At 66.7% G+C, this 23,073-nt stretch carries 22 protein-coding genes; 7 read left to right on the plus strand and 15 right to left on the minus strand.

What is annotated here, in order from left to right:
- Window positions 1-22: 22 nt before the first annotated feature.
- Both ABZ319_RS11140 and ABZ319_RS11145 read right to left on the minus strand, forming a co-directional pair.
- Entirely contained in the window at window positions 23-1,168 is a 1,146-nt protein-coding gene (locus tag ABZ319_RS11140; RefSeq protein WP_354986212.1) for a TfoX/Sxy family DNA transformation protein, read from the minus strand.
- Between the two features lie 79 nt (window positions 1,169-1,247).
- Complete coding sequence (locus tag ABZ319_RS11145; RefSeq protein ID WP_354986213.1) at window positions 1,248-1,823, minus strand: AAA family ATPase; 576 nt, start codon at window positions 1,821-1,823, stop codon at window positions 1,248-1,250.
- 88 nt (window positions 1,824-1,911) lie between these two features.
- Between ABZ319_RS11145 and ABZ319_RS11150 the strand changes: the two genes are divergently transcribed.
- On the plus strand, window positions 1,912-2,340 hold the full coding sequence (locus ABZ319_RS11150; protein ID WP_354986214.1) for a hypothetical protein: 429 nt from the start codon (window positions 1,912-1,914) through the stop codon (window positions 2,338-2,340).
- An 87-nt stretch (window positions 2,341-2,427) separates the two neighbouring features.
- On the opposite strand, the gene ABZ319_RS11155 is transcribed toward ABZ319_RS11150, so the two are convergent.
- From ABZ319_RS11155 to ABZ319_RS11200, 10 genes are all read right to left on the minus strand, one after another.
- Window positions 2,428-2,904 carry a nuclear transport factor 2 family protein gene (locus ABZ319_RS11155; RefSeq protein ID WP_354986243.1) on the minus strand — a complete coding sequence of 159 codons (477 nt, stop codon included), beginning with the start codon at window positions 2,902-2,904 and terminating at the stop codon, window positions 2,428-2,430.
- Between the two features lie 77 nt (window positions 2,905-2,981).
- Window positions 2,982-3,254, minus strand: a complete 273-nt coding sequence (locus ABZ319_RS11160) for a hypothetical protein (protein WP_354986215.1) — start codon at window positions 3,252-3,254, stop codon at window positions 2,982-2,984.
- Between the two features lie 126 nt (window positions 3,255-3,380).
- A complete protein-coding gene (locus ABZ319_RS11165) occupies window positions 3,381-3,962 on the minus strand; it encodes a hypothetical protein (RefSeq protein ID WP_354986216.1) in 582 nt (193 codons plus the stop codon).
- 149 nt (window positions 3,963-4,111) lie between these two features.
- Window positions 4,112-5,245 carry an amidohydrolase family protein gene (locus ABZ319_RS11170; RefSeq protein WP_354986217.1) on the minus strand — a complete coding sequence of 378 codons (1,134 nt, stop codon included), beginning with the start codon at window positions 5,243-5,245 and terminating at the stop codon, window positions 4,112-4,114.
- A 45-nt stretch (window positions 5,246-5,290) separates the two neighbouring features.
- Window positions 5,291-6,301 carry a 4-hydroxy-2-oxovalerate aldolase gene (dmpG, locus tag ABZ319_RS11175; RefSeq protein WP_354986218.1) on the minus strand — a complete coding sequence of 337 codons (1,011 nt, stop codon included), beginning with the start codon at window positions 6,299-6,301 and terminating at the stop codon, window positions 5,291-5,293.
- On the minus strand, window positions 6,298-7,236 hold the full coding sequence (locus tag ABZ319_RS11180; RefSeq protein ID WP_354986219.1) for an acetaldehyde dehydrogenase (acetylating): 939 nt from the start codon (window positions 7,234-7,236) through the stop codon (window positions 6,298-6,300). Before ABZ319_RS11180 ends, dmpG begins: the two co-directional genes overlap by 4 nt.
- On the minus strand, window positions 7,233-8,045 hold the full coding sequence (locus ABZ319_RS11185) for a fumarylacetoacetate hydrolase family protein (protein ID WP_354986220.1): 813 nt from the start codon (window positions 8,043-8,045) through the stop codon (window positions 7,233-7,235). Before ABZ319_RS11185 ends, ABZ319_RS11180 begins: the two co-directional genes overlap by 4 nt.
- Window positions 8,042-9,742 (minus strand): bifunctional 3-(3-hydroxy-phenyl)propionate/3-hydroxycinnamic acid hydroxylase, encoded by a 1,701-nt coding sequence (locus ABZ319_RS11190; protein WP_354986221.1) that lies wholly within the window; start codon window positions 9,740-9,742, stop codon window positions 8,042-8,044. Before ABZ319_RS11190 ends, ABZ319_RS11185 begins: the two co-directional genes overlap by 4 nt.
- Window positions 9,739-10,761, minus strand: a complete 1,023-nt coding sequence (locus tag ABZ319_RS11195; RefSeq protein ID WP_354986222.1) for a VOC family protein — start codon at window positions 10,759-10,761, stop codon at window positions 9,739-9,741. The genes ABZ319_RS11190 and ABZ319_RS11195 overlap by 4 nt, the downstream gene beginning before the upstream one ends.
- Complete coding sequence (locus tag ABZ319_RS11200) at window positions 10,758-11,627, minus strand: alpha/beta fold hydrolase (RefSeq protein ID WP_354986223.1); 870 nt, start codon at window positions 11,625-11,627, stop codon at window positions 10,758-10,760. Before ABZ319_RS11200 ends, ABZ319_RS11195 begins: the two co-directional genes overlap by 4 nt.
- A gap of 154 nt (window positions 11,628-11,781) precedes the next feature.
- Here ABZ319_RS11200 and ABZ319_RS11205 point away from each other — a divergent pair, with 154 nt between their 5' ends.
- Window positions 11,782-12,420, plus strand: coding sequence for a helix-turn-helix domain-containing protein (locus ABZ319_RS11205; protein ID WP_354986224.1), 639 nt, complete (start codon window positions 11,782-11,784; stop codon window positions 12,418-12,420).
- A 557-nt stretch (window positions 12,421-12,977) separates the two neighbouring features.
- Here the strand turns inward: ABZ319_RS11205 and ABZ319_RS11210 are convergent.
- Both ABZ319_RS11210 and ABZ319_RS11215 read right to left on the minus strand, forming a co-directional pair.
- The gene (locus tag ABZ319_RS11210) at window positions 12,978-13,346 is read right to left on the minus strand and encodes a VOC family protein (RefSeq protein ID WP_354986225.1); all 369 of its coding nucleotides are present in this window, start codon (window positions 13,344-13,346) and stop codon (window positions 12,978-12,980) included.
- A 402-nt stretch (window positions 13,347-13,748) separates the two neighbouring features.
- On the minus strand, window positions 13,749-14,288 hold the full coding sequence (locus tag ABZ319_RS11215) for a GNAT family N-acetyltransferase (protein ID WP_354986226.1): 540 nt from the start codon (window positions 14,286-14,288) through the stop codon (window positions 13,749-13,751).
- A 205-nt stretch (window positions 14,289-14,493) separates the two neighbouring features.
- Between ABZ319_RS11215 and ABZ319_RS11220 the strand changes: the two genes are divergently transcribed.
- The 5 genes from ABZ319_RS11220 (at window position 14,494) to ABZ319_RS11240 (ending at window position 18,844) form a co-directional block, all read left to right on the plus strand.
- Entirely contained in the window at window positions 14,494-15,219 is a 726-nt protein-coding gene (locus ABZ319_RS11220; RefSeq protein ID WP_354986227.1) for a hypothetical protein, read from the plus strand.
- Window positions 15,220-15,572: 353 nt separating this feature from the next.
- Entirely contained in the window at window positions 15,573-15,908 is a 336-nt protein-coding gene (locus ABZ319_RS11225; RefSeq protein WP_354986228.1) for a hypothetical protein, read from the plus strand.
- A 118-nt stretch (window positions 15,909-16,026) separates the two neighbouring features.
- Window positions 16,027-16,500, plus strand: coding sequence for a hypothetical protein (locus ABZ319_RS11230; protein WP_354986229.1), 474 nt, complete (start codon window positions 16,027-16,029; stop codon window positions 16,498-16,500).
- A gap of 195 nt (window positions 16,501-16,695) precedes the next feature.
- A complete protein-coding gene (locus tag ABZ319_RS11235; RefSeq protein ID WP_354986230.1) occupies window positions 16,696-17,502 on the plus strand; it encodes an SPFH domain-containing protein in 807 nt (268 codons plus the stop codon).
- Window positions 17,503-17,752: 250 nt separating this feature from the next.
- Complete coding sequence (locus ABZ319_RS11240; RefSeq protein WP_354986244.1) at window positions 17,753-18,844, plus strand: serine hydrolase domain-containing protein; 1,092 nt, start codon at window positions 17,753-17,755, stop codon at window positions 18,842-18,844.
- 5 nt (window positions 18,845-18,849) lie between these two features.
- Here the strand turns inward: ABZ319_RS11240 and ABZ319_RS11245 are convergent, their stop codons facing one another.
- Window positions 18,850-22,788 (minus strand): hypothetical protein, encoded by a 3,939-nt coding sequence (locus ABZ319_RS11245; RefSeq protein ID WP_354986231.1) that lies wholly within the window; start codon window positions 22,786-22,788, stop codon window positions 18,850-18,852.
- Between the last annotated feature and the right edge of the window lie 285 nt (window positions 22,789-23,073).

The following is a 23,073-nucleotide window of genomic DNA, read 5'->3' on the forward strand; positions in this document are numbered from 1 at the left end:
GACAGGGCGAGCCCTCGAGCGGCTAGGCGCGCCGACCGACGCGCTGGTCTCGCCGGTACGGACCCGATTGCGCGGGGCCGCGACCGGCCCGTCGCGTCGCTGGCGGGCGTGGCGGCTCGTCACCGAGTTCGGCGAGCAGCTCCTTGCGTCTGGCGGCGGAGACATTCCGCCGATCGCGATAGGTCAGCGCGCCTTCCATCGCCCAGAGCATCTCGCGGTCGAGGCCCGGCACCCCGGCCGCGCGCATGCGGCGGTACGCCTCCGCCGGACCGACCGTCGCCAGGTCCTCGAGATTCGACACATCGGCGTGGGCGAGTTTCGCGGCGGCAGCTTCGCCGAGTTGGTAACCGCCAGAACCTGATTCACGAACTCGGAGGTGGGCGTCGCCGCGGACGTGTTCCGCCCGATGCCACACCGCCGGGCGGAGAGCGTCGGGGTCGGTCGGCGGGTTGGGGCCGTCGAGTACCTGTGCGCGGGCCGTGGAGGCGACACTCACCATCTGGCGGAAGCGGCGGAAGATCTGCACCTCGCCCTCGTAGCCGTAATCCCAGTCGCCGAGGTAGGTGTAGTCCGAACCCCATCCGCCGCTCGGGTCGAGACCGGCCGCCTGCAGCGCCCAGTCGCGGGCTTCGTCCGGGGTATGGGGAGTCAGTACGAGCAGCCCGGACCGGCGGGAGATCCTGCCCTTGTCCTTGCGGAATCGTCGACGATCCCAATAGCTTTCGCTTGCTTCGGGTTCGAGCGCCCGATCCAGGCCGAACGTGTGCCATCGCACCGTGCCGTCCGGTTGGCGCAGGGGTAGTCGGCTCTGCATGTGGCGCGCGGCGTGATCGTCGAATTTCGTGCACCAGCCGGGCACGATCACGATCGGGTCGGCGGGATCGGCATCGAACGGGTTCGGGGTGAGGAACGAGCGGTCGATGAGCACAACGGTGCCGGGCCGGGCCTGGTACGACAGCCCCCACAGCAGTCGTGCCAGCAGCTGCGCGCCGTGGTCGTCCGAGAGCACATGCCAGGTGTCGTGAAAACGGTTGGTGCTGAATCTGGCTCGCGTGCCGGGCCGGAGGGTGATGATCGTGCGGACACGATCCGATCGCTGCACCGAATGCCGGTGCAGCTTCATTCCGTCCGTGACGGCCCGGGCGGTAGCCGGTCTCTGCTGCTTCATAGGGCTTCAAAAGACCACGCCGGCCGACGGCCTCGCAACCGAAATTAATGCCCCCGATCGCCCCGCGGAATCGGCCGCATCAAAGTTCGGCGCGGAGCCGGTCGAACGCGCGCTGAGCCGACAGCGAGCCGGCACATCGCCGAATCTCGTCCGAACACTCGGCGAGAGTGATTGCGCTCGTATCGATCTCGCAGTCGTAGATGCCGTGCCCATGCGTAACGGCCAACTGCGCCACGGCGGTGCCGACGGCGCGGTCGCCCCTGCGCTTCTCCCGTCGCGCCAATTCGCCGGGCGCGCAATGAACGCCGACGAACACCACGTCGATTCCGGTCATGACTTCCAAGCAGTCCAGCAAACGCCATGGCTCACTGAAGACGTGATCCACCACTATGTCGTTGCCGGCCAACGCCATTCCGGCGACGGCACGGTGGAAACCCGCCCGTGTCCGGCGCAGCACCTGCCGTAGCGCATTCTGCTCGAGCAGGTGAGTCTGCGGTTCGGAGCGCATCGCCCCGACCATATCCACCCCGATATGGAAGAACGGCCGGTCGAGGTCAAGAAGAAGCTGCCGAGCCAGGCTCGTCTTCCCAGAACTCGATACGCCGTTGAGCAGAATGATTTGCCCGGGCGATGCACCCTCGAAGCTCGAGATCACGAACCAACCGTAGCCCCGGTGCCGCGCCGGGTGACGTCCACAGGTTCGCAGTACCGCAGCTGTCGTAGGCCGCCGCTAGTTTGGACCCGTGACTAGGTTCGTCGACTTCAATCTCAAACTGGCAGTTATCGAAGCACTCATGTACGAGGGCTCACCCAAGCTCGAACCGTGGTCCCTCGAAACCACGCTGAGCGCCCAGGGCTTCGACGGCGACCTGTGGGAATACTCCGCCGACAACTACTGGGACCAGGTTGTCCCCGAGGCGAAAACCTACTTCGAGGAGCTCGAACTCCCCGCTGAACTGCTCGCCGAGGTCGAACAGCTCATCTTCGACGGCGGCTGCCAGATCTACTTCGAATGCTGCCCGCACTGGGATGGGGAAGGCTCGCAGTTCGACGTAGCCAACCTCGACGACCTCCACCTCCTCCCGAATCTGAAGCGCGTACTGGGTGCGGAGTGGCTCGACTCCGAGCTTCAAGCGGTGTTGCGTGCCCGAGGCATCGAGCTGATCGACTGAGCTGGGCACTCGACAACCCTGCGCATTACACCGAAAGCCACGCGCGCCTGTTTCGGCCCGTCCGCGCTCGCCTCGTGCGTCGTCCCCTCACAGCGACTCGGGCGCGACATGAATCGGCAATGCACCGGTCCGCCAGACGATCCGCAGTCGCAACTCGGACAGCCGCCAACCCGCACCGGTCCGCTGCGCGACGCCTTCGAATACTCCTCCCGCCAGAAAGTGCGATTCGAGTGCGGCGGGATCGCCGGCCTCCACGCCCCACAGGTGCATAGCGGTCAGATTTGCACGCAGCCGAGCCGAATTGCCCTCGACGTCGACCAGATGGTCGGAGGTGACATGGTGGGTGGCACGGAACATGGCCACCGCTGCGATCTGTTGATCGGCGATCGCCTCATGCCCGACTCGGGCTATCCCGGTCGGACTGACCCACCTTCCCTCGGGCGTGAACACCGCTTCGACAAGGGCTCTGTCGACGGCTTTCTCGTCGACCGCGCTGTAATAGCGGCACACGAGATTACTGATCCGTGTGCGATCTTCGAATTCGGTTTCAAAGGAGGAAGCCATAGCAGCCACTATCCGCACTCATCCTTGCGCGGATCTTGCGTGGCACATGCGTTGTCATGCAAGCGATTTCGATGACGTCACTGCAAGCCGTCGGAGTGCTTCGCTCGGAGCGCCGCTCGTTGCTCGGCGACGCGCGCCTTGCGGCGTTCGAGAGTTCGGGCGCTGCGGTTCGGGTGTGACGGCCGCTCGGGTTGCTCATCGGGTTCGTGGTCTCTTCGGAAGAAGCTCGAGACCCAGTAGACCGCCGCGGCGACCGCTTCCCAGGCGAAGGCGGCTACCAACAGCAGAACGAGGCCACCGATCATGATCCACATCAGGTCGCCGAAGAAGAGATTGAAGACGAACTTCATCAAGCCACCCACGAGAATCCCCCAAGACAGGTACGAACGCGCCGAACCGGGCTGATGTTAGTGGCCACGACCCGGTATGCGGCAGTTGACTATTCGGATGCCGTCGCGGCCACCGATCGGCGGACGCTACCCGGCCCAGAAGCCGATGAGATCTTTCTTGTCGGATGTGGATTGCCGGAACCACTCGACGATCGAATCCGCGTAGCCGCCGTGATCGTCCGGCCCGGCGGCGATGGTCTCCCACTCGGCCAACTGGTCCGCGCAGCCCTGCTTGCCGATATGGCCCCAGCCGTTGTCCTCGGTGTACGGGAACGGGTCCCTTCCATCCATGCTGCTGGCCAAAGTCAGGATCACGTCCGGAAGACCGTCGTAGCCGAACCAGAAATTCACCTCGCCCGCCGACGTGCCGAGCTCCTGGCAAATCGATTCCAACGCCGCAACGTAGGCGTGAGCGTAAACCTCGTTGAAGGGTCCGCCGGCGAAAATTGTCCGCAGCGCGTGCGGCAGTTGCGCGTCCTCGCAGTACTCGCATTCCTCGCAGTCGGGACCCTCGCAGTCCGATGACTCGCACGGCTCGCAGAAGCCGCACTCCGGATCATGATCGGGCGCTTCGGCCAGCAGCCGGCCGAGGAACTCCTCGTTCCCGGACCCGATGACGGCCTCGAGCTCGATCAGATCGAGGAGGTATACGTTCAAGAAATGTGACACGTCGCGAATCGTAGCCAGCCACAACGACACTCGGCCGAGAGTGCGCGACGACTCAGGTGATGCGGCAGGTCAGCGCATCCGGTCCACGCCACTGTCGTGGCGGCCCGGTGTTGTCCCGGTCGCGCATCGACAGTGGCCCAGCACCGTGGTCACCCTTCGACCGCCCGGGCGAGGCGGGGCAGCTGGCGGAGCGGATTGTGGCGCTCGACCTCCATGCGCTGTGCGCTGTCGAAGACGTCGCTGAGACCGGGCGCGGGGTCGCGGTCGCCGGTTTGGGGGAGGGTCGCGGCGCTGAAGGGCCAGTCAGAACCGAAGACTATGTGGTCGCGTGCGGTGACCGCCAGCACGCTGGCCATGGCGGCGGGTGAGGCGCTCAGGGCGGTGTCGTAGTAGAAGCGCGAAATCTGATTCTTCGTGTCCAGCACCGAAGGCCTGGGCAGACTCTCGGGCCACAGCTCACCGAGCACGGTTTGCGAGGCGACACTGATCCGGTGCGACAGGAACGGCACCGTGCCGCCGGCGTGGGACAGCTGGAAGCGAATGTCGGGATAGCGCTGGGTCATGCCGGTGGCCATCATCAGCGTGGCGGCGCGGGTGGTGTCGAAGGTGAACTCTTCCAGGAAATCCGGCAGGGGCAGTTCGGGTTTGGCGTCGGCGGGGATGGCCGCGGGGTGCACGAACACGAACGCTTTGCGCTGGTTGAGCGCGATCATCAGCGGTTCGAACCGCGGGTCGCCGAGGTAGATGCCGTTGTAGGCGGTCAGCAGGACCACCCCGTCCAGACCCAGCGTATCCAGGGCGTAGATCGCCTCGGCGATGGAGGCGGCGACGTCGGGCATGGGCAGAACGGCGAAGGCACCGAACCGGGTGGGGTGCGCGCGGAACAGGTCGGCGGCGTAGGTGTTGCAGTAGCGGGCCATGTCGATGGCCTCCGGCCCGGGCAGGTAGGACACGCCGGGGTCGGAGATCGACAGCGCCTGAGCCTGGATTCCGTAGTAGTCCATGAACGCGATCGCTTCCTCCGGCGACCAGTTCGGGGTCGGATAACCGCCGATGGTGAGGTGACCGTGCTCGAGCAGCGAGGCTCGATAGTCCGGCGGCAGGCAGTGCGCGTGCAGATCGATCCGGTATGTGCCCGAGGGCGGGGACTGGCGGCGCACGGGCGCGGCCTGGGCGGAGCCGAGCCCGGTGGCGGCCAGCGCGGTGGCGCCGAGTGCGCCGGCGGCCCCGCCGAGCAGGCGGCGTCGGCTGGTGGGCGCGGGGGAGAACGGACGGAACGGCATGCGGAATCTCACTAACTCTCTATGTGCGAAGGCGTCGAAGGGAACTCAGCCGCGCGCGGACATCAGATCCAGGGCGATGTCGACGATCATGTCTTCCTGACCACCGACGAGACCGCGACGACCGGCTTCGGTGAGCAGCGTACGAACGTCGAGCCCGTAGGTCGCCGAGGCGTTTTCGGCGTGGCGCAGAAAGCTGGAATACACACCCGCGAAGCCGAGCGTCAGCGTTTCGCGGTCCACCTGGACGGGCCGGTCCAGCAGCGGGCGAATCAGGTCGTCGGCGGCGTCGGTGAGGGCGTTCAGGTCCGCGCCGTGCTGCCATCCGGTCAGCTCGGCGACGGCCGTGAACGCCTCCAGGGGCGTATTGCCCGCGCCCGCACCCAGACCCGCCAGCGACGCGTCCACCCGGGTGGCGCCCTCCTCGACGGCGACGACGCTGTTGGCGACCGCCAGCGACAGGTTCTGGTGGGCGTGGATTCCGATCTCGGTGCCCGGTTCGAGGACGTCGCGGTATGCCCGGACCCGTTCGCGCACACCGTCCATGGTCAGTCGGCCACCGGAGTCGGTGACGTAAACGCAGTGCGCGCCATAGGATTCCATCAGCCTGGCTTGCCCGGCCAGCCCGGCGGGCGTGTTCATATGGCTCATCATCAGGAAACCGGACACGTCCATGCCGAGTTCGCGGGCACAGTCGATGTGCTGGGCGGCGATATCGGCTTCGGTGCAGTGGGTGGCTACGCGCACCGAACGGACCCCGAGTTCGAAGGCGCGGCGCAGATCGGCGCGGGTGCCGATGCCGGGTAGCAGCAGCGTGGTGAGCCGGGCGCGGGGCAGTGCGGCTGCGGCGGCCTCGATCCACTCCCAGTCGGTGTGACTGCCGGGGCCGTAGGTGAGGCTGCCTCCGGAAAGCCCGTCGCCGTGCGCGATTTCGACGGCGTCGACACCGGCGGCGTCGAGCGCGGCGGCGATGGCGCCCACCCGCTCGGGGGTGATGCGGTGGCGCAGGGCGTGCATGCCGTCGCGCAGGGTGACGTCCTGGAGATAGACGCTGGTCATCGGGTCAGCTCCCGGGCGGTAGCGATCTGTTCGGCGACGCGCACGGCCGCGGAGGTCATGATGTCGAGGTTGCCGGCGTAGGCGGGCAGGTAGTGAGCCGCGCCCTCGACCTCGAGGAACACCGAGACCTGATGGGTCACCGGCTCGGCGGTCAGGGTATGCACCGGAGTTCCCGGCGGCACGGGTGTGATTTGTACGTCCTGTTTGAGCCGATAGCCCGGCACATAGGCCGCGACCGAGTCGACCATCCGCGCGATCGAGTCGCGAATCGATTGGGCCGCGGTGTTTTCCGGGTCGTTGATCAGCACGAGCACGGTATCGCGCATGATCAGGGGCGGTTCGGCCGGGTTCAGCACGATGATCGCGCGCCCGCGGCGGGCGCCGCCGACGACACGCAGGGCTGCGCCGGTGGTCTCGGTGAACTCGTCGATATTGGCCCGGGTGCCGGGGCCGGCGGATTTCGAGGCGATGGCGGCGACGATCTCGGCGTAGGGCACCTCGGTGACGCGGCTGATGGCGGCGACGATCGGAATGGTGGCCTGGCCGCCGCAGGTGACCATGTTGAGGTTGCTCGCGTTCAGGTGCTGCTCGAGATCGACCGCCGGAACCACGAACGGGCCGATCGCGGCGGGCGTCAGATCGATGAGGCGTTTGCCGTGCGGCGCGAGCGCGGCGGCGTTGGCTCGGTGGGCCGCGGCGGAGGTGGCATCGAAGATGATCTCGATATCGGCGAAGTCCGGCATGGCGATCAGGCCTCGCACCCCGTCCGAGGTGACCGGCACGCCCAGCCGGGCGGCGCGGGCGAGGCCGTCGGAGTCCGGGTCGATGCCGACCATGGCGGCCGGCTCCAGGTGCCGGGAAAGCCGCAGGACCTTGATCAACAGGTCCGTGCCGATGTTTCCGGAGCCGATGACGGCGACTTTGGTGCGGCTCATGCGCGGGGCTCCCAACTGAAATCGACGGTACTGACCAGGGTGTCGAGGTAGAACTCGGCGCGGACTCGCGCGCCGGGCGCCAAAGGCGCCATAGGGCCGAGCGCACCCGAGAGCACGATGTCCCCGGCGCGCAACGGATCTCCGAACTCACGGGCGGTACGGGCCAGCCACGCCAGGGCTTCGAGCGGGTCGCCCAGGCAGTCCGCGCCACTGCCCTCGGAGACGAGCGCGTCGTCGACGGTCATGCGCATGGTGAGGTCGCGGGGTTCGAAGTCGGTGAGCGCGAGCCGCTCCCGGCCGAGAGTGAACCAGCCGCCGGAGGCATTGTCGGCGACGGTATCGGCGAAGCTGATGTCCCAGTGGGCGATTCGACTATCGACGATCTCGAGCGCCGGCACCGCGTGACCGACGGCGGCCCGCACGGTCCGCGCGTCCAGCGCGTCGTGGTCGAGGTCGTGGTCCAGGACGAAGGCGAGTTCGGCCTCGACCTTCGGTTGCAGCAGGGCGGGTCGCCGCCCGGGTGCGGTCTGCGGGACCTGCATGTCGGCGAACAGGACTCCGAAGTCTGGTTGATCCACGCCGAGTTGGCGCTGCACCGCCGGGGATGTCAGGCCGATCTTGCGGCCCACCACGCGCGCACCGGCGGCCTTGCGACGCCGGGTCCCGATGTTCTGGACCGCGTAGGCGGCCGCGACGTCCTCGCGGCCGAGGAGATCGCGTATCGGCGCGCAGGGAATTCCGGTCGTCGTCGCGTTCAGTAGCCGCTGGGCCGCGGTCAGAACGGCCGGAGCGTCGGTGGGGGAGGTCATCGGGTCTCCTGGGCTCGGGTGGCGACCGCGAACTCGGGTCGTAGCTGTCTGGTGACGGCGGCGATCAGCGTCGCCGCCTGTCCCGGCATCGCGGTGCCGAAGACGTACCGGTCGGGGCGCAGCAGGACCACGCCGCCGGGACGCAGCCGTGCGCGGCGGAACCAGCGGGTCAGCACACCGGTGTGGTCCTCGATGTCGGTGATGTCCTCGCGGCCCTGTCCCGGTTTGCCCTGGGGGCGTCCCCCGAGCGGGTAGACGGTGACGAAGCGTGCGCCCAGCGCCCGCAGGGTCTCGAGATCCGCGGCGGAGAAGGCCTGGCGCGGGTCGGCGGCGTAGCCCAGGACGGCGAATCCGGCCCCGAGCGCGTCGTCGAGTCGCAGATGTCGCCCGTGGTAGGTGCGGACCTCGGGTTGGGGCGCGAGCCGGCCTTGGACGCCGCGGATCAGCGGGCGGGGCAGTCCGAGGTAGGACCCGCGCCGGAAGCGCGGCGCGGGCTTGATCTTCGCGGTCCTGATCAACTCACCTAGCACGGGTAACCGCGCCGCCGTACTGATGCCTATGTCGCGTGCCGCGGCCAGCATCGGATTGCCCAGTGAGACAACGTTCTTGTTGAAGACCGAGAGCGCGATCATCGCCTCGGCATGCGGGCGGCGTTCGCGTTCGTAGCTGTCCAGAATCTCGGGGTCCACGCCGTGCCGCAGGATGGCGGCGAGTTTCCAGGACAGGTTGTCGGCGTCGCGGACACCGGAATTCATGCCCTGGCCGATGAATTGCGGGGTCATGTGCGCGGCGTCGCCCGCCAGCAGGATCCGGCGCTCGCGCCAGCGGTCGGCGACCACGGCGTTGAAGGTGTAGACGAGTTTGCGCAGCACCTCGACTTCGTCGGGGTCGACATAGCGGGCGATATGGCGGCGCACGGTGTCCGTGTCCTCCATCTGCTCTTTGGTTTGATCGGCGCGCAGCATGAATTCGAACCGGTGATGGCCGTCGGGCTGCGGACAGGACACGATCGGCAGTTCGGGATCGCAGACGAAATCGAAGTACGGCAGGTGCCGGAACGCATCGACACCGTCGCGGGCCTTCAGGTCGACGACGAGCCAGCGCTCGGGAAAGCTGGTGCCGGACATGTCGATTCCGAGTTCGGTGCGCACGATGCTGCGGCCACCGTCGCAGCCGACGAGAAACTTCGCGCGTACGGTTTCGGTGCTGTCCGGCTCGAGCCGAGCCTCGCGCGTGCCGTAGCCGGTGCCGGAACAGGCGGTATGCCGGACCCGCACCACCGCGGTGTCCTGGTCGAATCCGACGACGGCGCGGCCGCGGCGCACGGTGACGTGCGGGTAGCGGCCCAGTGCGCGCTCGAGGCCGTTCTCCAGATAGGGCTGGTACAGGAAGTTCGAGACCGGCCAGCCCAGCGGGCGCTCGATCTGGTTGAACTGGGCCAGGATTCGGCCGTCGCCGCGGACCCATTGGACGGTGGAGTCGATGTTCATGTCGGCGGCCAATTCGTCAGCGACACCGGCGTTCTGGAAGACCCGCAGGCATTCGTCGTCGGTGTAGACCGCCCGGGCGAGGCCGTAGTAGTCGGGCTCGCGCTCGAGGACGAGCACGTCGATGCCGTGCCGGCCCAGCAGGTTGGCCAGGGTCAACCCGGTCGGGCCGAGTCCGACGATGACGACCTCGTGGTCGAATTCGCTCATCTGCCAACGCTTCCGGTGAGTTCGGGGACGGTGATCTCCGGGCTGCGCAGGCGCGCGGCCGCGGTGCGGAGCTGGGCGAGTTTGTCCAGCGGGGATTCCGCGACGGTGTGGTGACCCCAGATGCTGATGCCCCGATAGGTCGTCGCCGTCCAGGCGGCGTCCAGTTCCGGGGTGACCACAACGGGGTTCCAGCCGACTTCGAGTTCGAAGCCGGAGGGGGTGACGCAGTAGAAGGACAGCTCGCGGTCGTTGGTGTGCTGTCCGACCGACCACGCCATCCGGAATCCGAGATCGGTCACCCGGCCGTAGGCGGCGAGCATGTCCTCGAGGGTCGCGGACTGGATATTGACGTGCTGAACGCGGGTGCGAACGGGGTCGATTCTGATGCCGCGGATGTTGGCGATCGCGATCGAGTGGTGGCGTTCGTTGACACGCAGGAATCGGATCTTCATCCGCAGCCCGGAGATGTTCTCGTCGATGAAGTCCGAGAGCCGGGAATCGAAAAGTGTCCGGTAGTAGGCGTGCATCGCCTCCGGTTCCCGGGAAGTGATAGCGACGTGGCCCAGGCCGGCCTCGCCGGTGACCCAGCCGGAGCTGAGCATTCGCAAGGGCTCGCCGGCGCTGAGCGGGGTGGTGAATATTTCGGTGGCCAGTCCTTTCGGTCCCGGAAAGCGCCACAGCCGTTCGACCCCGCGCAGGGCGCTCTCCTCGGCTGTGCCCTCCTGGATCGGCACGCCGCGATCGCTGACGCGCGCCAGGATTCGGTCGAAGGTGGTGTGGTCATCGACATGCCAGCCCAGCGCGGTCACGTCTTCGGCGGGTCCGCGCCGGATCAGGAATCGGCATGCGCGGTCGTCCAGGCGCAGGCGCAGGGTGTCGGCGTCGAGACGATCGGTGTGCATGCCGATGGCCAGCGCGCTGAAGCGCTCCCAGTCGGCCAGCCGCCGCGACTGCACGGCCAGGTAGCCCAGATGCACTGCGCCGTAGACGGATATCCCGTCGTCTCGGTGCTCGGTCATCGTGACTCGTCCAGGAACGCACCGACGAGATCGTTGAACAGTTCGGCGCGTTCCCACTGCACCCAGTGCCCGGTGCGCGCGGCCAGGTACAGGTCGCAGTTGGGCATTCGCTCGGCCAGCATGCGCCCGCCGGCGGGCCGGTTGACCCGGTCGGCTTCGCCCCAGATCACCAGGGTCCGATGCGCGACGGAGCGCAGTCGCGGGTCACGGGTGAAATCCATCCGCCACAGCGTGCGCAGCGCGGCCGGGCCCGAGGGGCGGCGGAGCGGAGGGTTGGCCGTCACCTCCGGATCCAGGCTCGCCCGATAGCGGGCGTCGATCATGTCTTCGGTGATCGTGGCGGCGTCGTACACCAGGTGCTCGCGCAGGAACCGGGCGAGTTTCTCGCGGCTGGGCCCGGTCCCGGTGTAGTAGGACAGCAGGGCCCGCAGACCCTCGGTCGGCAGCGAGCGGGTGGTGCCGATTCCCCCGGGCCCCATCAGGATCAGCCGCTCGGCCTGCTCGGGGCGATCCATCGCGAGTCGCAACGCGGCGGCTCCGCCGTAGGAGTTGCCGATCAGGTGGGCGCGGGGCACCTCGAGCACGTCGAGCAGGCCGCCGACCGCAGCGGCCAGGTCGCCGAACGGGTCGCCCTGGTCGACGCGCTTGCTCGAACGGCCGTAACCGGGCAGGTCGGGCACGATCACCCGGAACCGCCGCGCCAGGACCTCGATGTTGCGCGAGTAGTTCGACAATCCCGACGCGCCCGGGCCGCCGCCGTGCAGCAGCACGACGGCCGGACCCGAGCCCGCCTCGGTGTAGAAGATGTCTCGGTCGCCGACCCGGACCGTTCGCCCGGCTTCGACTCCGCTGTCAGTGCTTGTCACGGCCACCTCCACGAGTTGTTGATGAAATCATCAGCGAAGATGAAGTTCGCTGTCAAGACGATTTTGATGATTTGATCAGAATGAGTGGTCGCTCACGATCGCAACTGACTGTTTCCTCAGATATGATTCGTCCGGACAACGAGGGGAAGGGCCGATGGCAGCCGAATCAGTGGTGCCCACTCGCACCGACCGCCGGCGCGAGCGCACCCGCAACGCGCTGCTCGGCGCGGCGCGCAAGTTCCTGTCCGAAGGCAGGTCGGCGGTCAGCATTCAGGACATCACCGACGCCGCCGATGTCGGCTTCGGGTCCTTCTATAACCACTTCGATTCCAAAGAGCAGCTTTTCGACGAAGCGGTGCGCTCGGCGCTCCAGGTCTACAGCGAGATGCGCGACGGCATCGTCGCGCTCTACGACGACCCCGCCGAGGTGTTCGCGGTGAGCTTCCGGATGACCGGGCGGCTCCAGCGCCGCCTCCCGGAAATGGTCAAGGTGGTGTTGAACTCCGGCATGGCCGTGATGCTGCGCGACGAGGGCCTCGCCCCCCGCGCTCGCCGCGACATCCGCGCCGCCCAGGAGGCGGGCCGGTTCGAGCCGATGGATGCCGATCTGGCGGTCATGGCGGCCGGTGGCGCGCTGCTCGGGTTGCTCCAGTTGCTCGATGCCGACCCCGCCGCCGATGCGGACGCTCTCTCCGACGAGATGACTTTCCGCGTGCTGCGGATGTTCGGCATGAACAGCCGGACCGCCCGGCGACTGAGCTCGGGGGATCTGCCGGAAATTCCGGAAATCTGAGACGGCCCGCGCTGATCGCTGTCGGGAGATCCTGGATAGTCCCGACGTCGCGGCGATGGCCGATCGCTACGGGGTCACGTTCCGCAGCTGTGCATCCGATACGCCGTCATGGCAGGTCGCAGTAGCTGTCGGCAAGGGTGAGCTCGTCGTTGTAGAACTGGTCGGCCAGCTCGTGGCGGCGCCAGCGCGCGCGGTCGACCCTCGGCACGTCCACTTCGGGGTAGTCGACCTAGGCGCCTGAATGCGCGGGCAAGTTTAGTAAGTGAACAGTCCGCGGCCTCTTACGGACCGCGCGGCTCAGGCCGGGTCCAGAATGGGCACACACGAAAACGGTCATCGCCGCCAGCTGCTGCGCAACCCGTTATCCGCAAGCGGTTTTCGGGTTCTTCGGAATCGCGGACCTCGGCGGTGACCTCGAATGGGGCATGAGCTTTCATGACTCCGGCGAATGCTCCCGGCCGCGGTGGGGCTCGCCGCCCGCCGGGCCGCGCCGACCGGTTCGGTCAGCGCACCGCGGCATTTGTGAATACTTGATCAGAACCGGCCGGACCGGTCCGCTAGCTCCAATTCCCGGCGAGCGTCAGGCAGAACGGGTGGCCGCTCGGGTCCAGCAGCACCCGCCAGGTTTCGCCCGGTTGAAACTCCGGCACGGTAGCGCCCAACTCGACCAGCTGCTTGCTGGCCACCTCGATGTCTTCGACCGCCAAATCCAGATGGAACTGCTTGGTTCCGTTCTCGTTCGGCCAAGTGGGCGGCTGATAGTCCGCGATCGTGCCGAAGCCCAGCGCATGGTCCGGGCCGGTGAGCATGGCGTACTCGTCCTGCGCGTGGGCAATCTCCCAGCCGAGCGCGGCGGCCCAGAACTCCGCGTCCCGCCGCGCGTCGGCACTGTCCAGTGTGAGCATCTTCAGCGTGGCAACCGACATGTGATTTCCTTTCGCAACAACGTTCCTGTCAGCCCAAGTCTGCAACGCAGATGTCGCCGGCGATTGTAAGAACACGACACCGGTCGGGGACCCTCCGGCGGCTCGAAGAACCCGGCTGGCCAGCACCCGGCGGTCCGGAAACGCTCGGGTCCGACGGTCTGGTGGTCCGTCGCTCGCGTTCGAGAGAAACGAGCTTCCGCGCCGGCCGGGCTCTGTCTTCACGCACAGCACTGTGGGGGTCGCGGTCTGCGCGGTTGTAGGCGCCCGAGGTGATCCCGGGCGGTTCGCCCGGCACAGGCCGACGGGCGGGTGTGGGTGACCACTTGGGGCTGTGCGGCGGGCGCTGCCCGGCGTGCAGGACGGTGCCAACCCTGACCGGTCGAATGCGAACCGGCGCGAGGACTATTCGGGTGGATCGAGACGAAAGAAGCGGCTGCGCCGTGTACTTCCGTCCCGGCGGACGATCGTGTCCTGACGCACGCCGAGGTCGGTCGCGCCGAGCTTGCGGATGGCGGCCGCCGACCGAAGGTTCCGCTCGTCGGTGCGGAACCTGATCCATTCGGCCCCGTTCGCGAACACCTCACGGATCAACAGCGTCTTGGCTCGCCCGTTGATCCCGGTGCCCCATACCGCGGGCGTGAACTGGGTCCCCCCGATCTCGACACCCCCTGGTTCGGCGGGATCCCAGATCAGCGATGTCCTGCCGACCACGGTTCGCTCCCGGCGGATGGTGAATGTCAACCACGTCCCCGACGCGACGGCGGCCCCGATGTCCGCGTCGAGTGTGCCGAAATCCGTTGGCGCCGTGCGCGGTATGTGCTCCCACACGCGGTCGTCGCGCAGCGCCGAGTACAGCTCTTCGGCGTCGCCGGGTTCGTAAGACCGCAACGACACCGCACCGTCGTCGAGGCGGTCGTTAGACAGGAGGAGCGGCCACTTCACCGCCCCATCCTGCCAGCTCGAATCGTCTTGTCCTACCGCGATTTCTCGGCGTCGCCGTGTAGTCGGTAGAAGCGGATGTCGTTGGGGAGCGATCGATCTCGCCGCCTCAGGCCCGTTCGGTCAGCACGCCGCCCGGCATGTCGGTGCGTTCGGTTACAAAGTGGCTCGAGAATCGATGCGCTGGTACAGGTGAAGGCGAGATGCGTTGAGCTACATGATTGATCGTTATTCGGCAGCGCTGGTGGCGGAGCTTGCTCCGCAGCTGGCCGAGCGAGGCTTGCAGTACTCGCCCGAACTCTCCGACGAGGAATGTCAATGGTTCGTCGGTCCGGTGTCCGCGGGCTCGGACCTGACCAAGGCGGTGGTCTTCTCGATCAGCCAGCTAAAGGAGGGACACGGGCTGTTCGTAGTCGCCGACCTGATCTCGACAGGTGTCGCTCAGGTGGTCCGGGACCTACCACGTGCCGGGTGGATCAGCGAGGCGCCGGCAGCCGGCGAACCCGATCTCGGCAGGGTCGACTTCACCAGGTTCGCCGAACATATTCCCGCGGGCGAGTACGACCTGTACGGACTGCATGAGATGGCCCATGTCGCCAAGGCGGCCGCGTGGATCATGCGGTGCCTCGATGGGCCGGTGAGCGAGTGGTTCTCCCAACGGGACTGCCTCGACAAGCTGATACCGCTGGCCGGGCACCCGAGACCGAACATGGTGAATCGTCCGAATCCGAGCCCGTTTGCCAGGCGGCTGCGCACGACAGTGATCCTGTGCGTCCTCAATGGGCGTCTGACCGCTGCGTCCGACCTCATGGGCTGGTATCTGGAGAGCGGCAGATTCGCGAAGGTCGATTCCTTCGACCGCGCAACAGCATTCGACGCAGCCCTGTGTGAACGGTTCCCCGGCTACGCGGAAGCTCGAACACTGACGGCATGAGCAGAGCGTGCGGTGGGTGCGGTAGCGAGACCGGAGGGGTGGATATTGACGGGCGAGGAGCAAGTCGTGCAAGGCCGTAGCGGGCAGGGGTGGTTGCGCTGGAGGCGGGGGCTGTTCGGTGTGGGGGCGGGTGTTTTGATCGTGGGATCAGGGTTCGGATGCGTGCTTTTCCTGACCTTTCACCGTGCTGGCCATCTCCTGCGGGAGATGCGATCACGAGGTCGCTTCTGCTGGTCGAGGCCGCGGTGGGGGCGGCGTTGGTGCTGGCGGTGATCGTCACCGAGGCGGACGTGCCCCGCACTCGCCGCAGCAGTTCTCCGGCTGGGCGGGTTCGGCCTGGAGTGAGGTCGGCAGTGGTGTTGTGGCTGTTGTTCGGTGCGCTTGTGTTGCAGCACACCGGAATCGCGACGTTCACTCCGTACCTCGACGTGGACCGGATCCCGCCGGTGGCCGAAGGTCTTGCGGTCGGCGCGGTGTGGACCGCGACAGCAGCACTCGGGGCCGGAGCACTTGTTCACACCGCCGGGGTCGCATGGATGCAGAACCGCTCCGGGCCAGTGGATCCGGTGTCGAGGTCGAGTGGAAAGCGAGCGTCGAGTCTGCTGGCCGGCGCGGTGATGGGCATGGCTGTGACAGGGGCGGTGTGCGCGTACGCCTGGCATTCTCCAGCGTTCTGCATCGTCAACTGATTGCCTCGCAGCCGCGAGCTGTTGGTCGGACCTTCGAGGTACACGCAACCCGCAGCTGCGGACGTCAGGTCGGCCGCAGCTTGCTGTTCCGAACCATTTGAGCAGGCAGACTGTTCGAGTGACCTTCCGATTGCTCCCCGGCACCGGCCTTGCCCTCCCGGCGAACGCGGGCGTCCTGCGATTCGGCATGACCGAGCATTCGGCGCAGTGGACGGCGTCAACCCTGGCGGACGTCCACGTCGGCGGGTGGATGTGCGGAACACACTGGACTTTGTCCTTCGTCCACGACGGCATCCTGGTCACGGCCTACTCCTGCATCGAGTGCGCCGAGCAGACTTTGGGACACCTGATCATCGAGCGGCAGTACGGACTGGACCGGGCCGCCGACGTTCCGGTCGCTCTCGGCGACTACGACCTCTTCGGCTACCCGATCCACGAACTTGCCGAGGTTCTAAGCCCGCCGGACCGCAACCTCCTACTGCCCGCGGGCATCAACCTCCGAAGCACGCACTACCTGTCCGCCGTACGCCTCGACTTTTGCGCAGAGAAGGGCACGGACGCTCACGGAACCCAGACGCACACCGCCGGTTAACCTTCGACGCTGAACATCGCCTCGAGCCGCCACATCGGCATCTCGACGGACTCGGCCAACACCCTTCCGGCGGAATGAAATAGTTGGTGGACAGCGACTTCTGATCGCCTCATACTCAGCGTTATGGGGCGGAAACGTTGGCGGGCACCAATTCTGGGTGCGCTGTTTATCGGAGTATTCGCGAGCGGCTGTTCGGTGGCACCGAACCCGGATGAGGCGGGGCTGGAATACGACGCCGGGGCCTTCAGCGCGACCACGTTCTCCAATTGCGTCTCTCCCGGCAGCCGGGAGTATCACGGTCCCGGCGATCAGGTCTACCTCTACCCGGCCGGGCAGCGCACCTTCGAGTTCGCCGCCAACGAGGACGCGGAGATCGGCCAGGCGACCGTGGTGTCCAAGGACGATCTCGAGCTTCAGGTCACCGGCCTGGTGACCTTCAGCCTCAAGACCGACTGCGACACATTGCAGCAGTTTCACGAACGCATCGGCATCAAATACGAGGCATACGAGTACGACGGCTGGGTCCGCATGCTGCGCGATTACATCGGCCATCCGCTCGAACGGGCACTCGACGACGCCACCAAGGCGTTTGCCTGGCGCGATTTGTACACCAGCGCCGAGACCAAGGGCACTTGGGAGCGCGCGGTTGGCGAGTTGCTCGCGAAGTACATCGCCGAGCAGGGCGGCGAAGCGTTCTTCTGCAGTCCGGTCTACACCCCCGGCTCCACCGGCGACTGCGGCGATCCGCAGCTGACTATTCAGCAGCCGGTCCCGCCCGAGCCGGTACGCGCGGCACTGACCGATACCCAGCGCGCCATCGAGGCAACACGCGCCCAGGGCGAGGAGAACGTGCGGGTGACCACCGAGTTGGAGGCGATCCGGAGCCTGGTCGCGGTGCTCGGACCCGACGGCTACGTCCTGTACCAAGCAATAAAAGACGGCAAGGTACAGGTGGTTCCCGTGCCCAACGGTGTCGGTGTGAACATCACCCCGGGTGGCTGACACGACTACCGCCCCTGGCCGCCCCGCATGATGCCGTTCGCGGGATCGCCTCAGAGACAGAGCATCCTGAGATCGGCGGAAGCATACGTTCGACGACCACTGCGCGGTCCCGAACCGAGCAACCGGCGGGGAGCCCGGTGCCTCTCATCCCTGGCAGCAATGACAATCCGCTATCCACCTGTGCGACCGACGATGTGTCCAGCGGAGCCCGGGGTGCGAAGATCAGCCGATGAAACGAGCCTTGGCCGGGATGGCGATAGTCGTGAGTGCCTGTGCGGCAGGGACCAATTCAGCCCACGCGGCCCCCATCGATGACGCGGCGCAAGTGCTGCGGGCCGCGCTCGGTGAGGGCGTGGGCGGACTGGGGTACCCGGGGGCGATCGGGCTGCTTCGGCGCGGGGAGCAGGTCCAGCGGGTGGGTGTGGGGGTGGGTGATCTCGTCGCCGGAACCGCGGCGGATCCGGGTGCGCCGGTGCGCATCGGGAGCATCACGAAAATGTTCGTGGCTACCGTTCTCCTGCAACTGATCTCGGAAGGCACGGTGTCCCTCGATGACACCGTGGAGCGGTGGCTCCCCGGAGTCGTGCGGGGCAACGGCCATGTGGGGGAACGAATTCGAGTGCGGCATTTGCTCGAGAACACCTCCGGAATGGAGACCTACGACCGGGATCCGGCTTTCTCGGCATTGTACGCGGCCGATGCGGACCCCCACCGGGTATGGGAGCCCCGTGAGCTGGTGGAGATCTCCACCGCGTCACCTCCGTATGCGGAGCCGGGAGTCAAGCAGGTGTACTCGAATACCGATTTCGTCCTGGCCGCGATGGTGATCGAAGCGGCCACCGGGCACAGTGCCGAAGCGGAAATCCAGTCGCGGATCGTGACGCCGTTGGGGCTGCGGCACACCTTTTTCCCGCGCTCGGCGGCGGCTGAGCCGAATTGGTTGCGCGGGTACTTTCTCGTGCGAGATGTGACGGTATCGAACCCGACAATCCATGGCGCCGCAGGAGCGATGGTATCCACCCTCGATGATCTGGCGGTGTTCGCGGGAGCGCAGCAGGATGGCCGATTGCTCGCGCCGGCGCAGCTGGCACTGTTGCGCAGCACCTTTCACGAACAGGGCCGTGATACCGGATTCGGGATGGGAATCTATCGCTGGGACAGCGCCTGTGGCCCCGTGTGGGTGAAATACGGTGCGGTACTGGGCTATTTCAGCGGCGTGGCCACTTCGGATTCCGGGGACAAGCAGGTGGTGTTGGTCGCCAACGAGTACCACCTGCTGTCGGATTCGCCGACCGTTGTTCACCTGGCGGCCGCGTTGGAGCGGGTGTTCTGCGCGTTCTGAGCCGGTCAGCACGGAGGATCGTATGCACGGCCCGGCACGTATGCGTCCCAGGCCTCGGGAGTGAGAACATCACGCGTCACCTGACAGATACGCTCTACAGCGGTCGCGGGATTCAGGTCGAGTACCAGCAATTGACTGAGCAGCCCGACGCCCACGACGAACCCGCGGGCGGGGACCATTCCCGCGAACATCATCCCGGTGACGACTCCGGCATCCACGAGCGATGGCCCGATGGCGGTGGGATTCGACCGGTCCTGCGTGTTGTAGAGACGGATGCTGCCATCCGAGCCGCTGATCACCATCAGGCGCCCATCGGGGGTGATATCGGCGTTGGTGACCGTGACGCCATCGGGCGGAGCGATCGCACCGAGCTTGGCGACATTGTCGCGATCGCTGACGTCCCAGAGCTGGATGGCTTTTCGGGTCACCGTGATCGCGGTGCGCTGATCGTAGGGCAGGGCCGCTTTGTAGATGGGTGCGGAGGCATCGCTCGGAATCCGCAGAATTTCCCGCTGCCGAGCCGAATCGGTGACCTCCCATATTTTGGCCACGACCTCGAGATCACCGGCGGGAGTGCGATCTTGCCCGCCGGACAGCAGCAGGCTCCCGTCGCTGTTCGATACCGTGCCGAGGGCTTTCTCGGTGAACAGGGGTTCGGAGACCGGTGTGCCGAGCAGACGTGGATTTTCGGGGCTCGCGATGTCCCAGTACTGCACCTTGGTCACGTTGAATATCGCGTCGTCGCGAAACCGGATGTCGACGGTGACCAGGCGGGAGCCTTCGATGAAACTCGCCGACGAAGCCTCGGGGAATTCATGCAGGACCCGGTATCTGGCCGGGTCGGAGATATCGATGAGCTGCACGGGTCGTTGGCGGCCCTGTGGCGTGGCCACGATCATGCGGCCGTCGGTACTGATTTCTCCGGAACCGCCCGGCATGGTTCCGAGCTGGCGCGGCACGGTGGGATCCGACATATCCCAGACGCGGAGTTCGTTGCCGTCCCAGCCGGTGATCATGCGCTGTCCCGCGGAATCGAACATGGAGGGAATCAGATCCGTGGTCAGGCCGCCGACGAAACCCGGTGGGGGTGACCAATATTGGACGATGCCGCTGGCATCTCCGGCGATCAGGTGCCGCCCGTCGGCGGTGAACTTCAGCGACCGCGATCCGCTGAGACAGATTCCGGAAGGGTCCGGGCAGGTGTTCAAGCCGTTGCGCAGGGCAGGCCCGAGTGCGACCGGCCGGGCCGGATCGGCGACGTTCCAGAGCCGGGCGCCATCGTCGGCGCCGATCGCGAGCGTGCGCGCGTCGGGGCTGAAGGCGAGCGACCACAGACCCGAGCGCACCGACAGTGAGACGGAGGGTCCCAACGCTTTTGCTTCGGTATCGGTTAGGGACCACAACCGCACGCCGGCCTCGGTGAGCATGCCCATATCGACGGGCGTTCCACCGTGTCCGAGTGCCACCGTGGAACCGTCGGGGCTGAAGGCGACCGCGTCGACGCGGTGCGCGGAGTCCTCGACGGGAATCGCGACGGGCGCGGCCGGGCGGTCGAGCCGCCACACCAGCACGGAGGAGCTGACGCCCGCGGCTGTTGTCGGTATGAACAGGGTCGGGCCGCCGGCGTCATTGCTCGCGGTGACGAGGCGATTCCCGTTGGGAGAGAACGCGAGTGCGCGGACCGGGGCGGGAGTGGTCAGGACCTCCCGCCGGATCGGAGTGGTCGGGTTCGTGAGGTTCCACAGGGTGACGGTGTGGTCGGCGCCGGCGGCGGCCAGGGTGCGCCGGTCGTGGCTGTAGGCCAGGCGCAGGTTCGCTGTTCCGCTCGCGAAGGCCGCGCCGAGCGGTTCGGGCCGGGCCGGATCGCTGATGTTCCAGAGCCGAACGAGTCCCGAATCCGTTCCCACCGCCAGGATTTCACTACTGATGAAGGTGACCGCGGTGATGGCGGCGTCGTCCTTCGGGAAGGACGCCAACTCTCGCGGTTGCTGTGCGGCAGTCCAGAGCTTGACGATGTGGTCCGCGCCCGCCGAGGCGATCAGTGTCCCACTCGGATCGATCGCGACATCGTTGACCACGTCCTGGTGCCCGCGTAGGGGAGTGGCCAGGGGCAAGGTTTGCGTGCGCAGTATTCGTGTTTCGATGGCGGGATCATGGGGGCGTAGCCGGTCAGCGACCAGGATCAGCTGGGCGGCGAGCGACGGGTTGGAGGTGTTCAAGCCGTCGGCGGTGGTGAGGATGTCCGCGACGAGCCTGTCGGTTTCGCGTTGGACGGTGAGTCTGCTCTGGAAGTAGGCGAGTGAGGACAACGCGAGCAGCACCACCACCGCTGCTACCGCGGATCCGCGCAGCAGCAGTTCACGTCGCCTGCTTCGCTGATGGGCGGTAGCGGACGCGGTCAGGAATTCGCGGGCCGCAGGGGTGATCGGTGCGTTCTCGGTGTGTTCGAGCAGCAGGGCCAGCCGCGGCCGGGGATACAGGAGGAAGGGATCGCGTTGGGCCTCAGCCCATTCCGTGGCATCGATTTCGAGCCGCTGGCGGTCGAGATGGGCGGCGCGGTCCTTGTCGATCAGCTCACGCAGCAGCGGCCAGACTTCGAGCACGATCTCATGGGTGAACGACACCGAGGTCTCGTCCATGACGATCAGGCGGCTGTGCACCAGCGTGTCGAGTGCGGCGCGAACTTCGGCCCGGTCGATGTCGGGGATCTCGGTGATCGCCCGGACTCGACGGGTGTCCCTGCCGTCGTGTCCGACATTGACCAGCGAGTACAGAATCGCCGTCGCGGCCTGGTGCTGTGCGGGGTCGAGTGACTGCCAGGCGCGGTTGGCGGTCGCGGTGACCGATCCGGAGATGCCACCGACCGCGCGGTACCCGGTGAAGGTGAGTACCCGGCCCTTTCGCTGTTCCCAGGTGGCGGCCATGACGTGGGACAGCAGTGGTAGCAGGCCCGCGCTGTACTGGTGATCGGCGCGCCCGTAGTTCATGTTGCCGAGTTCACGGATAACCAGCTCGCGCAGTCCGGGTTCGAGGGTGAGCCCGTGAACCTCGGCCGGCCGGTCGATCGCCTGCTCGAGTTCGTCTCGGGTCATCGGTCCCAGTGGATAGCTTCGTGTACCCAGTGCGGTGAGCAGGATCGGGTGTTCCATGCAGTTGGCGTAGAAGTCGGCGCGGATCGCGAGCAGAACCGTGATCGGCGGTGTTCCGGCGGTGGGCTCGGTGAGTGCGCGCAGGGCCTCGATGTAGGCGACGCGGTCGGGTTCAGTGGTGAGCGCGCTGAAAAGCTCCTCGAATTGGTCGATGACCAGCAGCCGGTGCTCACCTTCCCAGGCCAGCGTGAGCAGGGTTTCGCGGGTGGACCGTGCCGGGCTCAGGACCTGTGTCTGCCAGCTCTCAGCGGTGAGTGCCGGGATCAGGCCCGCCTGGATCAAAGAGGACTTGCCGGCGCCGGACGCTCCGACCAACGCCACGATTCCGGGGCTCGCCGTGACGAGTTCGGCCAGCTCGACGGTCGCGGCGCTGCGTCCAGCGAACAGCGCGGTGTCCGCGACGGTGTACTGCGTCAGACCCGGGTAGGGGCATTTGTCCGTGTCTGCGGAAGGGGTGACTGCTCGTTCGGCCACACACGATTTCCACAGGTCTCGCCATCGGCCGATCTGCAGCAGGCTCGCGTCGACCCCCGCCCCGCGGGGCACCTTGTCGATCAGGACCAACAGCACGCGATACAGCGGATCCCATTTGGCAGGAACGCTTTTCCCCGACCGCCAGTCACTGATCCGCTGCTTGGAGACCTCGTACTGGCGCGAATCCTTCGGAAAGCGAGTGTTGGCCGCTGCTGCCAGCTGTTCGAGCGTCGGGTTGCCCGCCGCGGTATAGAGCTGGCGGAGCCGTTCGGCGAACAATACCCGCGAGGACCGCCCGGCCCCTGTGGTCGTGGAACCCACTACACCCCTTGGTTTTACGAAGTGCCAAGCCTAGAACATTCGCGTCCGATCCGGCTCGAGCGGGACCCATTTTTCCGTTCCGGATAACTCACACCACGTCCGTGACCTGCGCATTCGATCGCTTCCGGTGGGCTGCTGCTCGATCGCGAAGCGGACTCATTCATACAGTTCGCGCATGCCTTCCAGGCCTAGAAATCGAGTTCTCCGCCGGTTCGTGACCGGTGGAACGGAGCCAGGAAAGAGGTTGTGCGCGTGAACGCTTCGATGACTCCACGACACCGGGAT

Origin of the sequence: Nocardia sp. NPDC005978 (genome assembly GCF_040614455.1) — a bacterium.
In the GTDB taxonomy this organism is placed as follows: domain Bacteria; phylum Actinomycetota; class Actinomycetes; order Mycobacteriales; family Mycobacteriaceae; genus Nocardia.